The organism is Chitinophaga silvisoli, from assembly GCF_003412465.1.
Classification (GTDB): Bacteria; Bacteroidota; Bacteroidia; order Chitinophagales; family Chitinophagaceae; genus Chitinophaga; species Chitinophaga silvisoli.
Window position 1 is genome coordinate 112,798 of sequence record NZ_QTJV01000010.1, and the last position, 12,251, is coordinate 125,048.

Genomic DNA, 12,251 nt, shown 5'->3' on the forward strand with positions numbered 1-12,251 from the left:
CCATCTTTACACAATTAACTGTAATTTTCAGGCTTGCATCTGAGAAAAAACGACAGGCAAATATCATGAAGCTTTTGCTAAAACCAATTCAATGGGTGTATATCCTGTATGCCTCAATTATCTTTGTAGGGGTCATGTTACTCATACTTCCATTTATCTTCCTTGCCTCCTTTTTAGGTAGAATCAGAGGTGGAAATGTAATCTACTATTTCCTGTGGTTCTGGTCACGCACCTGGTTCCCTGCCGTAGGGATCTTTGTCAAAAGAATCTATAAATACGATCGTAAAGACAAGACTCCTTTCATCTATGTCGTAAATCACAGTACCTACCTCGATGCTGCGCTGGCAGTTGGTGTTATGCGTCTGCCTTTCCGCCCCCTGGGCAAAATCGAAATGCAGAAAATACCCCTGTTTGGTTTTATCTATAAGCATGCCGTTGTACCTGTAGACCGTTCTGATGCAAAAGCCCGCTCCCGGAGCGTGCGCGAACTCATTGCTACCATCAGGGAAGGGGTGTCTATCCTCATCTTTCCTGAAGGTACTACCAACGATACTGATAAGCCCCTCACATCTTTTCATAACGGGGCTTTCCGCATAGCGATTGAGACCCAGACCGCCCTGCAACCTGTATTATACCTGGATTGTAAGGACCGCCTGCCTCGTTCTAAAGTTCAGCACCTCAACCCTGGCCGCTGCCGCATTGTATACCTGCCGCCTGTGAGTGTAGCAGGTATGACCATGGAAGATCTGCCGGCGCTGAAACAACAGGTGTTTGATATCATGGAAAAAGAATTGTTAAGTTACCGATGAAATTTGCCGATGTCATACTTCCATTAGCACTGCCTAAGAATTACACTTATGCAGTACCTGATCATATGCTGGACACGCTGAAAGTGGGCAGCCGCGTGGCTGTGCAGTTAGGCCGCCAGAAGAAGTATGCCGGTGTGGTAAAAGCCATTCACGAACTGGCCCCGCCTGATTACAAAACAAAACCATTGCTGGACCTTCTGGACAAAGACCCGGTAGTGTATCCTACCCAGCTTTCCTTCTGGGAATGGCTGGCAGCCTACTATATGTGTAGTGAAGGGGAAGTGCTCAATGCCGCCCTGCCTGCACACCTCAAACTCTCCAGCGAAACGGTCCTGCTCTTCAACGAAGCCTATGGCGATGATTTCACGGACCTGGATGATGATGAATACCTGATTGCAGAAGCACTGCACATCCGCAAAGAACTCCGTATTGAAGAAGTGCAGCTCATTCTCGACAAGCTGGAAGTACTGTCTGTGATCAAAAAACTGATCGAAAAGCAGGTACTGCTGATCTACGAAGAGCTGAAAGAAGTATATAAAGAAAAAAAGGAAAACTACGTTCAGCTCCATGCCCGCTACGAAGCAGAGGAAGAACTGGCTAACCTTTTCAATACAATGGGCAAAGCCCCCAAGCAAATGGAATTGCTGCTGGCTTACCTGCACCTGGTAAAGACACAGGGAAGTGTGCTGCAAAGCGAACTGCTCAAAAAATCAGGTGCCTCTGCCGCCCAACTGAAAGGCCTGGTGGATAAGGAAATCGTGTGGATTGAAAAGAGAGTGGTAGACCGCGTGCCCGGTGGCGGCAAGGTAGATGTACAGATAGATTTCACTTTGAGTCCTGCACAGGATAAAGCCCTGCAGGATATAAGAAGCAGCTTTGAACAGAAACCGGTTACGCTATTGCATGGTGTCACCTCCAGCGGTAAAACGCAGTTGTACATCAAGCTGATTGAAGAGTACATTGCCAATGGCAAGCAGGTACTCTACCTGCTGCCGGAGATTGCACTCACTGCGCAGATTGTACGCCGGCTGCAAAAGCATTTTGGGAATAAAATCGGTATTTATCACTCCCGTTTCAATAACAATGAGCGGGTAGAAATATGGCACAAAGTAAAGAGTGGTGAGCTGAGCATCCTGTTGGGCGCGCGTTCCAGCCTGCTCCTGCCTTTCCATGACCTGGGCCTGATCATTCTCGACGAAGAGCATGATCCCTCTTATAAACAGCAGGATCCTGCTCCCCGTTATCATGCCAGGGATGCAGCTATTTACTATGCCGGTCTTTTTAAAGCAAAGGTTTTGTTAGGTTCTGCCACTCCTTCGCTGGAGTCGTATTTTAATGCCACCCAGGGCAAGTATGGATTGGTGGAGCTGAGCGAACGCTTTGGCGGACTCGAAATGCCGGAGATCGAGATTGTAGATGTAAAGAAGGTGCAGGCAGAAAAACAGATGCAGGAAAACTTTTCACCGCAGTTGATTCAGGCGGTGCATAGTACCATCGCACAGGGTAAACAGGTGATCCTGTTCCAGAACAGGAGAGGGTATGCCCCATTCATGATGTGTACTACCTGTGGCTGGATTCCGACCTGTAAGAATTGTGATGTATCGCTTACCTATCACAGGCACCAGGATCAGCTGACCTGTCATTACTGCGGTACCCGTTATCCTTACGTGCATACCTGTGCAGCCTGTGGCAGTCAGTCGCTGGTAACGAAGAGTTTTGGAACGGAAAAGATTGAAACCGATTTGCAGGAATTGTTCCCCAAAGCACGCATCGCCCGTATGGATATGGATGCTGTGCGAAACAAGGATAGTCATAATAAAATGATCCAGCTGCTGGAGAACCAGGAGATTGATATTCTCGTGGGTACACAGATGGTGGTGAAAGGACTGGACTTTGAGAATGTGAGTTTGGTAGGCATCCTGAGTGCGGACAACCTGCTGGGCTTCCCTGATTTCAGGGTGAATGAAAGAGCCTTCCAGCTGATGGAGCAGGTGAGTGGCCGTGCCGGCCGTAAGCATGGCAAGGGCAAGGTGTTGATCCAGGCTTACCGTACACAGCACCCTATTTTGCACTATGTAACCATTCATGATTATAAGGCCATGTATGCAGCGGAGATTGCAGAGCGGCAGAACTTTGGGTATCCACCCTTCTTCCGTTTGCTAAAGCTGACTTTGAAACATAAAGACCAGAAAGTAGTGGAGCAGGCCGCGATGGTATTGGCTAACTGGTTAAGGCCGCATATCGGGCCACACCTGGTAGGGCCGGCAGCGCCATTGGTAGGCAGGGTAAGGAATTATTACCTGCAGGAGATGATGATCAAGCTACCGAGAGATACTAAAGTGATTGCACAAACGAAGCAATTGCTGAGAGAAACGTTTATTAAATTGTTGGCAGAAAAGCAGTTCAGGAGTGTCTTTATTGTGCCTGATGTGGATTACGTATAATCCTTTCCTTCTCCCAGTTTGCCATTTCCTTTATTTTATCTGACTCATAAATATGTGCGCCATTAGGTGTATTGGTGGCTGCATAGATCATTCCCCGTGCCACATTTTCTGCCTTGATTGCCCTGTACTTTTTCCATTTTCCCAGCAGGAAAAAGAAAAATAAACTGGTGAGGATATATCCAAACCATTCCCCGAACCTGAATTCTTTTCTCGCACCTACCAGGATAGAAGGCCTGAATATGTGATAGCCAGGGAAGGCCAATGCCATGATCGCATTCTCTGTTTCGCCTTTGGTACGCAGGTAGAAGGTTTTTGAAGCCGCGTTCGCACCAATGCTTGACATCAGCAGGAACTGCTTCACACCCTGCCTGCGGGCGATGGTGGCACAACGTACAGGGATACCGAAATCCACTTCCCTGAATTGCTCCTGGCTGCCGGCCTGGCGGATGGTAGTGCCGATACAGCAAAAGACGGCATCGCCGGTGAGTGCCTGGGCTAAGCCTTCCTCATCGTTGAAGTCAACAATCACCGGTTCCAGGCCCGGGCGCTGCTTGAGCGAAGGAGTACGCAGCAGCACTTTTACCTTGCTGAAACGATCATCGTGCAGGAGCAGGGTGACCAGGTTACTACCGGTCAACCCGGTAGCTCCTATTACTACGGCTGTTTGAGACATGCTTTTGTTATCTTTGTCAGTAATGTGTGTTTATAAATTTACGACCATATGCTGATTTCTGAAAATGTTTTGCTCCGGCCTTATAATACGTTTGGCATTGCTGCCCGGTCCAGGTACTTTGCTGGTTTTTCCAATGCTGATGAGTTGCGGGAGCTGTTGAGTGCTCCACAGTTCAGGGACCTGCCCCGCATGATCCTGGGAGGAGGAAGTAATGTGCTCTTTACGAAAGATTTTGACGGGGTGATCCTGAAGAATGGGATAAAGGGGATTGACGTAGTAGGGGAGGATGACGATTATGTATATGTGAAAGCGGGTGCCGGGGAGAGCTGGCATGGGTTTGTAATGGAGAATATAAAGCATAACAGGGGCGGATTGGAGAACCTGTCTTTGATCCCGGGTAATGTGGGGGCGAGTCCCATGCAGAATATCGGGGCCTATGGGGTGGAGATCAAGGATACATTTCATTCATTGGAAGCCTTGCACCTGGAAGAAAAAGAGGTGGTGAGCTTTACAAAGGAAGATTGCCGGTTTGGATATAGGGAGAGTGTGTTTAAACATAAATACAAGGGACAGTTTGCGATCCTGTCAGTCACCTATAAACTGAGTAAGCATCCGCAGTTCAATACCAGTTATGGGGCGATAGAGGCGGAGTTGAATGTGATGGGGGTAAAGGACCTGAGTATCCAGGCTATAAGCCAGGCGGTGATCAATATCAGGTCTTCCAAGTTGCCTGATCCTGCGAAGATTGGGAATGCGGGAAGTTTCTTTAAGAACCCGACAGTGACGGCAGGGGATTATGAACGGATTAAGACGGCGTATCCGAATGTAGTGGCGTATCCGGTAGAAGGAGATCAGTTTAAGCTGGCGGCCGGGTGGCTGATAGAGCAGTGTGGATGGAAGGGATACAGGGAAGGAGATGCAGGGGTACATGCAAAGCAGGCGCTGGTGCTGGTGAATTATGGGGAAGCGAAAGGTGGGGAGATTTATGATTTATCGCAGAAAGTGCTGGATAGTGTGGAGGAGAAGTTTGGGGTCTTGCTGGAAAGGGAAGTGAATATTATTTAAAAAAATCCGCAAAAAATAAGGTCCCGCTTTGTGGGACCTTATTTTTTACTTAAGATATTCGCAACGATTTTATCCGCATGATCTCTTGAATTCTCGATGAACCATACCCCGGTATCCATACCACCACAAACTACACCCGCGAGGTATATCCCCGGCATATTTGTCTCCATCGTATCAGGATTATATTTTGGTCTGCGCATCTCATCAGCTGACAACTGAATTCCTGCCTTTTCCAAAAAGCCAAAATTCGGCTGATAACCTGTCAGCGCCAATACATAATCATTCTCAATCGTCACCATGCCCTCCGGTGTCAGGATATCCACTTCCCGCTCCCTGATTGCCTTCAGGTTAGAATGATAGTAAACCTTGATCGACCCTTCTGCAATACGATTCTCAATATCCGGTTTTACCCAGTATTTCACCCGTTTTCCAATTTCGCCTTCCCGGATCACCATGGTCACATCTGCACCTTTGCGATAGGTTTCCAGTGCTGCATCCACAGAGGAGTTATTGGCACCTACCACCAGCACCTTTTGGGTAGCATAAAAATGAGGATCCTTATAATAGTGTGTTACTTTTGGCAGTTCTTCCCCCGGAATATGCAGCATATTCGGGATGTCGTAAAAGCCTGTGGCGATAATGACATTATCAGCTGTATAAGTTGCTTTACTGGTTTTAATAGTATACCCCGGGGTAATGCTTTCCACCTGTTCGAACAGGCGAACCTGCAGCTTATTTGACACCGCTACGCGGCGGTAGTATTCAAGTGCCTCAGGGCGAATGGGTTTGGCACTGATAGAGACCCAGGGAATGCCTCCGATTTCCAGCTTCTCAGAAGTGGAGAAGAAGGTCATGTAGAGCGGGTAGTTGTAAAGTGAGTTGGTAAGGCAGCCTTTTTCTATGATGAGGTAGGTTAATCCGGCCTTTTGTGCTGCGAGTCCACATGCCAGTCCTATAGGACCAGCGCCAACAATCAGGATATCGTACTTTTCCATGAGGGTAAAAATACGAAATAATCGGGGGAGCTATTGAGCCATTTAATTCCATAGTTATTCCGCCATGTAATTTTATAGCTCCTCATCCATTTAATTCCATCGCTCCTCAGTTTAATTCCATAGCTACTCAGCCGTCAAATAATCCAGCACGCCATACATCAGCTCATTATTCTCCGGGATAAATTCGGCCAGATCCTGTATCAGTCCCCTGTCCTGCACATAAGGTGCTGCCACCAGCTCTTCTTCTCCATGCTGCACCATACTGTCCAGGCTTTCCTGTGTCACCTCAAAATGAAACTGCAGGGCAATCACCTTTTCCTTATATACAAAGGCCTGATTGGGTGTCGCTGCTGAAGCAGCAAATCCTGCAGCTCCTGCAGGCAGATCGAAAGTATCTCCATGCCAGTGAAATACCCTCATTTCCTGCGGCAGTCCTTTCACCGGTGATGAGGGACTAAACTGCACGGGATACCAGCCTATTTCCTTTTGCTCATTCGCATACACATTTGCACCCAGTACATGTGCAATGAGCTGAGCGCCCAGGCAAATGCCGAGCACCGGTTTTTGGTCATGAATGGCTTGTCTGATGATGGCTTTTTCTACCGCCAGCCAGGGATATTCGCTTTCATCATGAATACCCATGGGGCCTCCCATTACAACGAGGAAATCGAAATCGGTCGCAGCCGGTGGAGTGGGGTGTCGATACCAGTGTGTGTAGGTGACTTCATGTGCCCTGGAATTTATCCAGTCAATAATGCATCCCGGGCCTTCAAAGGGCACATGCATGAAGATGTGTATATGCATAACTTTATTTTACTACGGCCATTACTACCCTGTAGTATTCCAATCCATTCATTTTGTCAGCGCTTTTGCCAAAGCAGGCATGTCTGTAATTATCAGCATCAACGTCATAGAGCAGGTCCATATTATAGCCTGCCAGGAATTGTTTCATTTTGGAAGGGGCCATTCCGAAGTTCCAGAACTCCTGTTGCTGCCGCAATTCTTTTGGAGAAATCGCTGTACCTAAGAAAGATTGGGTATGGGTAAGGACTTTGTCATCGATATAGATGAAAATAATCCTGGTGCCGCTTGTAAATTTACTGAAATATTGGAAGAGCTTATCAGCAATAGGAATTGTGAGTGAATTGGTCACACCTTCCCAGACGAGTAAAGTCTTGTAATGATGTTTGAGCAGGTGATGGGGAATGGTGGTTTCCAGTTGTTGATTGCTGAAATCCACGGAGATATAGTCAATAAATTCAGTAGGTTTTTGTTTCAGGTGTTCAAGTACATTTCTTTTTGCTTCCTGCAGACCGGGATGATCGATTTCTACAAATGCGAGTTTGGTTTTAAAATCGAGCCGGTGAATGCGGCAATCATAGCCGGCACCGAAGAGGATAAGTTGATTGATGCCATAGTTGTGGATCGTTTCAAGGATCATTACATCGATGAGCCGCGTTCGGGCCAGGCAGGAGCTGAGGGCACCTGAAAAGCGGGAGTCAAGCATTTTGCTGATGATGTAGTTGAGTCCTGGTACGGCAGCCAGACTGGCAAGCATGCGAAGATTGGGTGGCAGGAAATATTTGGCAAATGGGTCATTGAAAAGATAACGCCGTTGGCTTGGAAGTCTGTTTGATGCAATGGCACGGAATAGGGCCAGGTAAGCGGCGGATCTGCTGGCGAGGAGCAGTCTCATATTGGTAACAATTTAATAGATGACAATCAATTGATTTGTGGAAATAAGGTCTTCGGGAAATACAGAATTGGTTGAAATTTTTGATTTATAAATGTAAAGAATATTTTCATTTTGAAAATGAAAGTATCAAAATTAAATGGTGCAAAAATTGAAAGGAGTCCTTTTTATTTGTTGGGAATGAGGGGTAGGAGAGGCTATTCAATAATAAGGCTATACGTAGGGAGTGTTTAGACGAAGGTTATTGCAGAGTACGTAGTGTAATAAAAAAGGGTGACTGGTTGCCCAATCACCCTTTTCGTATAGCAAGCAAATTCTTACATGAAATGATACCTTACGAAGGCTTCCATCGCCGCATACTTCTGTAAACCTAACTGGTCGTACAGGTTTGCAGTATCTGCGTTACGATCTTCTGCTCTTTCCCAGAACTCACGGCTATCGGTACCCTGGAATGGCACGACGTCTTTCTGGCTCTGGTGGATGAAGATACCCAGGCGTTTTTGTCTTACCTGGTCAGGGCTCATTGGCACTGCCATTTCGATCTCATTGATCTTCCACTCCTGCCATGCACCTTTGTACAGCCATACCCAACAATCCTTCATATATTCTTCGTGTTTCAGCTGATCCAGTGCAGCGAAGATGATTTCCAGACATACTTTGTGGGTACCATGTGGATCGGCGAGGTCACCGGCACAATAGATCTGGTGTGGTTTAACCTTACGAATCAGTTCTTTGGTGATATCGATATCAGCCTGGCTGGCAGGTGCTTTTTCGATCAGGCCTGTTTCGTAGAAAGGCAGGTTATTGTAGTGGATATTTTCTTCAGGAATACCTACATAGCGGCAGGTAGCTTTCGCTTCACCACGACGGATCAGGCCTTTGATAGCGCGGATCTCAGGAGAATCCTTCTGGGAAGGTTTCTTGCTGGCCAGGAATGCCTTGGCATCCGCCAGTACCTGGGAGCTCTTGCTACGGTCGATGCCGAACATATCTTCAAAGCCTACTGCGAAGTCGATATAGCGCAGTACGAACTCGTCAGTCACGGCGATGTTACCTGAAGTCTGGTAAGCTACGTGTACATCATGACCCTGTTCGTGCAGGCGGATGAAGGTACCACCCATGGAGATGATGTCATCATCAGGGTGAGGGGAGAAGATCAGCACACGTTTTTTCAGTGGCTCAGAACGTTCCGGGTGGCTGGGCAACTGTGCACCTGGCTTACCACCTGGCCATCCGGTGATGGTATCACGGAGACCATTGAACTCTTCGATATTTAATTCGTATGCAGAACCGTATTGAACGATCAGGTCATTCAGACCATTTTCGTTGTAATCACGGTCAGTCAGCATCAGGATTGGTTTGTTCAGCTTCAGGGCGAGGTTGGTTACTGCTTTACGACGCAGTTTAGGTGTCCATTCGCAGTCACCTGTCAGCCATGGCTCCTTGTTACGGGTCAGGTCTTCTGCCGCCTGCTCATCGATTACGAATTTGCAGTCAGGGTGCTGTTGCAGCAGGGAAGCTGGCACCTGGTCAGTGCTGTGACCTTCTACAGAGCGCTGAACGATCTTTGATTTATGAGAACCCCATGCCAGCAGTACTACACGTTTTGCCTTGAAAATGGTGCTCAGACCCATTGTTACAGCAAGACGGGGTACCAGGCTCATATTGGAAAACTCGAATGCATTGGCCATTCTTGTGGAGTTGTCCAGGGTTACGAGGCGGGTGTGGGAGTTGATGGCAGATCCTGGTTCATTAAACCCGATATGGCCATTGGTACCAATACCGAGAATTTGCAGGTCAATACCACCGGCAGCTTCAATTTTTGCTTCATATTCAGCTGCGAATTCTTTCACTTTTTCCTTTGGAATGGTACCATCTGGTACGTGGGTGTTTTCTAAAGGAATGTCAACATGGTTGAACAGTTGTTCCTTCATGAACCTGTTGTAGCTCTGCAGCGCATCTGGTTCGATCGGATAGTATTCATCCAGATTGAAAGTGATCACGTTTTTGAAACTCAGACCTTCTTCTTTGTGAAGGCGGACAAGTTCAGCATAAAGATACTTTGGAGTAGAGCCGGTAGCCAGGCCTAATACTACCTTTTGGTTAGCGGCCTGTCTTGCTTTGATCAATGCTGCTATTTCCTGTGCCACTGCTTTGGAACCGTCTTTAGCGGTAGGATATATATCCACGGCTATTTGTTCGAAACTGTCAATCAGTTCAATTTCCTGATGATTTAGCGTCATGATTGTTAATTTGGATTAGATGCGGTTTAAAAACGAGACCGAAAATTAAAAAAAATCTTCTTACGGAGGTAGAATTTTTGTGCTTGTTTAAGCAGAAACGACAAAAATCATAAATGTATAAGGTACGCTTGTAGCATTTGTATTAAAAAATGAGAAAAAGGTATCAGGGGGCAGCCAGCTGTCAGCCTGAATTATTTCGAAATCATGCACTGCCGGTCAAATATTAAGTGGGAGTTTTCATTCTTCTTAACTAATTTTAACCGTCTTATGAACTTACACTACAACTAATCCAGGGGAGCAGGGAGCAATGATAGATGAGGCCACTATAAGCATGTTAGCCGGAAGGGTCGCTACAGGTGATGAAGATGCCTACCGGCAATTATTCAGGTTATTTTATAAGCCGCTTAGCAAGTTTGCATATACAATTGTAAAATCGATGGAGCCGGCAGAGGAAATTGCTTCAGACGTATTTGTGAACGTCTGGAAGAACCGGGAGCGGCTCTTAGAGATTGCCAGCCTGAAAGTATACCTGTATGTGGCAGCGAAAAACCTTTCCCTGAATTACCTGAACAGGCAAAAGTTACCTCACTTTAGTCTTGACGAACTGGATGTGGAAATGAGTGCCGGAGACCGAAGCCCGGAGCAGCTCCTGATCTCCGGCGAAATGGCTAAAAAAATAAGCGAAGCGGTAAATAACCTGCCTCCCAGGTGTAAGATCATCTTTAAACTGGTCCGGGAAGACGGATTAAAATATAAAGAAGTAGCCCGTATCTTAGACATCTCCGTCAATACGGTTGACGTACAAATGGCCATTGCCGGCAAAAAGATCAGTGAATCCCTAAAATTATACCTGCCTTTCCAGGGATAAGTAAGATAGTTTATTGTCTGCCCGCCGGGTTAAACCCTTTACCAGCATTCATTTCAACTTTTTTTAAAAAAAATTGAATTTCCTTTAGTGGATTCTTTCATTTTCTGTGTCCTGATAATTGAAGCCTTTTATTTTTTATATGGATCAAAGTAGAATCTGGTTATTACTGGCAAGGAAAATTTCGGGGGAAGCAACCCTTGATGAATTGCGGGAACTGGAAATGTTACTGAAAGATGACCCGGCTTTAAGGTACTATGCTTCTCTGATGAAGGAGATATCGCTGAAGACCCCTGATCCGGTTACAGGGGTTGAAGAGGCATTGGAAAAGCACATGAAATTGATCCAGTCACCTGCCATACAGGCAAAACAACCTAAACGGGTGCTTTTCCGCAGCATGGCAGTAGCCGCCAGTATCCTCATCGCCGGTATTGTCATATGGGGCATCTGGCCGGGATCGGGGCAAAGGTACCCGGGCCATGAACTACTGTCCAGCGAGGTGTCAACCAGGCATGGCTCCCGCTCAAAGATTACCCTGCCGGATGGTTCGGTCGTATGGCTGAACGTAGGCAGTAAACTGAATTACGACTATGGCAAGTCTGACAGCCGTGAAGTAGTACTGGAAGGAGAGGCTTTTTTTGATGTACAAAAAGATGAAAACAGGCCATTTTTGATTCATACCCGCAAGATGGATATCACTGTATTGGGCACAACATTCAATGTAAGATCGTACAGGGACGATAAAACGGTGGAAACCTCCCTCATCCAGGGTAAAGTAGAAGTGACGATCAAAGGAGACAAGCCTGAAAAAATCATACTGGCACCTAATCAAAAGATCGTGTTGCCGAACCAGGAAGCAGCAGTCATTGCACCCTCAAATACAGCGACAACAGGCAAAGAACAATATACGTTGAGTGAGGTCCGTATCAATCCGAAGGACAGCCTGGTGGTTGAAACCGCATGGAAAGAGAACTATCTCATTTTCAACAATGAAAGATTTGAAGACATCGCAATAAAAATGGAACGCTGGTTCGATGTACACATCATATTCCAGGATTCCGCAGTGAAGAATTACCGGTTCACCGGCACCTTCGCCAATGAAACAGTTGAACAGACACTGGATGCATTGCAGTTTTCATCCATGTTCCATTATCATATCGATAAAAAGCAGGTCATTATAAAACGATAGCCTAAGGGTCATATCAACCAAATTTTTGCTTATAACTATTGAACTTAATATCTCATAAAAACTAAACCGCAGTATGCATTTTTGATGTAAACACATACCTGTTTCTAATTACAACATGAAATGAAAAGGGGAAATGCTACGAACATTCCCCCTTCAACCAAGATCATTACAGTTACCGGCTGCTTCATTTGGCGATGAGGCTGGTCCTGTATTTTATTGACCTTTAATCAATCTAAAAGTATGGAAAAAACCAGACTTCTGTCTTTTTTACCAAA

Annotated in this window: 10 protein-coding genes; 5 read left to right on the plus strand and 5 right to left on the minus strand. The window is 46.3% G+C overall.

The genetic code is table 11. The annotated features are described in order from the left end of the window. Positions 1-65: 65 nt before the first annotated feature. Positions 66-809, plus strand: coding sequence for a lysophospholipid acyltransferase family protein (locus DXN04_RS24790; RefSeq protein ID WP_116856100.1), 744 nt, complete (start codon positions 66-68; stop codon positions 807-809). Continuing rightward, on the plus strand, positions 806-3,253 hold the full coding sequence (gene priA, locus DXN04_RS24795; protein WP_116856101.1) for a replication restart helicase PriA: 2,448 nt from the start codon (positions 806-808) through the stop codon (positions 3,251-3,253). Before DXN04_RS24790 ends, priA begins: the two co-directional genes overlap by 4 nt. Here priA and DXN04_RS24800 read toward each other — a convergent pair. Further along, positions 3,225-3,926: an NAD(P)H-binding protein gene (locus tag DXN04_RS24800; protein WP_116856102.1), complete on the minus strand. Its 702-nt coding sequence runs from the start codon at positions 3,924-3,926 to the stop codon at positions 3,225-3,227. The two genes, priA and DXN04_RS24800, sit on opposite strands and share 29 nt — an antisense overlap. Before the next feature lie 48 nt (positions 3,927-3,974). Here DXN04_RS24800 and murB point away from each other — a divergent pair, with 48 nt between their 5' ends. Beyond that, positions 3,975-4,991, plus strand: coding sequence for a UDP-N-acetylmuramate dehydrogenase (gene murB / locus DXN04_RS24805; protein ID WP_116856103.1), 1,017 nt, complete (start codon positions 3,975-3,977; stop codon positions 4,989-4,991). A 38-nt stretch (positions 4,992-5,029) separates the two neighbouring features. Here the strand turns inward: murB and DXN04_RS24810 are convergent, their stop codons facing one another. The 4 genes from DXN04_RS24810 to nagB form a co-directional block, all read right to left on the minus strand. Further along, a complete protein-coding gene (locus DXN04_RS24810; RefSeq protein ID WP_116856104.1) occupies positions 5,030-5,986 on the minus strand; it encodes a YpdA family putative bacillithiol disulfide reductase in 957 nt (318 codons plus the stop codon). 123 nt (positions 5,987-6,109) lie between these two features. Beyond that, complete coding sequence (locus DXN04_RS24815; protein WP_116856105.1) at positions 6,110-6,790, minus strand: type 1 glutamine amidotransferase; 681 nt, start codon at positions 6,788-6,790, stop codon at positions 6,110-6,112. 4 nt (positions 6,791-6,794) lie between these two features. Continuing rightward, a complete protein-coding gene (locus tag DXN04_RS24820; protein WP_116856106.1) occupies positions 6,795-7,682 on the minus strand; it encodes a class I SAM-dependent methyltransferase in 888 nt (295 codons plus the stop codon). A gap of 314 nt (positions 7,683-7,996) precedes the next feature. Continuing rightward, positions 7,997-9,922 carry a glucosamine-6-phosphate deaminase gene (gene nagB, locus DXN04_RS24825; protein WP_116856107.1) on the minus strand — a complete coding sequence of 642 codons (1,926 nt, stop codon included), beginning with the start codon at positions 9,920-9,922 and terminating at the stop codon, positions 7,997-7,999. 331 nt (positions 9,923-10,253) lie between these two features. Here nagB and DXN04_RS24830 point away from each other — a divergent pair, with 331 nt between their 5' ends. Further along, entirely contained in the window at positions 10,254-10,790 is a 537-nt protein-coding gene (locus DXN04_RS24830) for an RNA polymerase sigma-70 factor (protein WP_233525678.1), read from the plus strand. Positions 10,791-10,929: 139 nt separating this feature from the next. After that, entirely contained in the window at positions 10,930-11,976 is a 1,047-nt protein-coding gene (locus DXN04_RS24835) for a FecR family protein (protein ID WP_116856109.1), read from the plus strand. Positions 11,977-12,251 lie beyond the last annotated feature (275 nt).

Bases quoted from the DNA above. Each gene is read 5' to 3' on its own strand.
- nagB (WP_116856107.1), bottom strand. From the start codon at position 9,922: ATGACGCTAAATCATCAGGAAATTGAACTGATTGACAGTTTCGAACAA.
- murB (WP_116856103.1), top strand. From the start codon at position 3,975: ATGCTGATTTCTGAAAATGTTTTGCTCCGGCCTTATAATACGTTTGGC.
- DXN04_RS24835 (WP_116856109.1), top strand. From the start codon at position 10,930: ATGGATCAAAGTAGAATCTGGTTATTACTGGCAAGGAAAATTTCGGGG.
- DXN04_RS24815 (WP_116856105.1), bottom strand. From the start codon at position 6,790: ATGCATATACACATCTTCATGCATGTGCCCTTTGAAGGCCCGGGATGC.
- priA (WP_116856101.1), top strand. From the start codon at position 806: ATGAAATTTGCCGATGTCATACTTCCATTAGCACTGCCTAAGAATTAC.
- DXN04_RS24830 (WP_233525678.1), top strand. From the start codon at position 10,254: ATGTTAGCCGGAAGGGTCGCTACAGGTGATGAAGATGCCTACCGGCAA.
- DXN04_RS24820 (WP_116856106.1), bottom strand. From the start codon at position 7,682: ATGAGACTGCTCCTCGCCAGCAGATCCGCCGCTTACCTGGCCCTATTC.
- DXN04_RS24810 (WP_116856104.1), bottom strand. From the start codon at position 5,986: ATGGAAAAGTACGATATCCTGATTGTTGGCGCTGGTCCTATAGGACTG.
- DXN04_RS24800 (WP_116856102.1), bottom strand. From the start codon at position 3,926: ATGTCTCAAACAGCCGTAGTAATAGGAGCTACCGGGTTGACCGGTAGT.
- DXN04_RS24790 (WP_116856100.1), top strand. From the start codon at position 66: ATGAAGCTTTTGCTAAAACCAATTCAATGGGTGTATATCCTGTATGCC.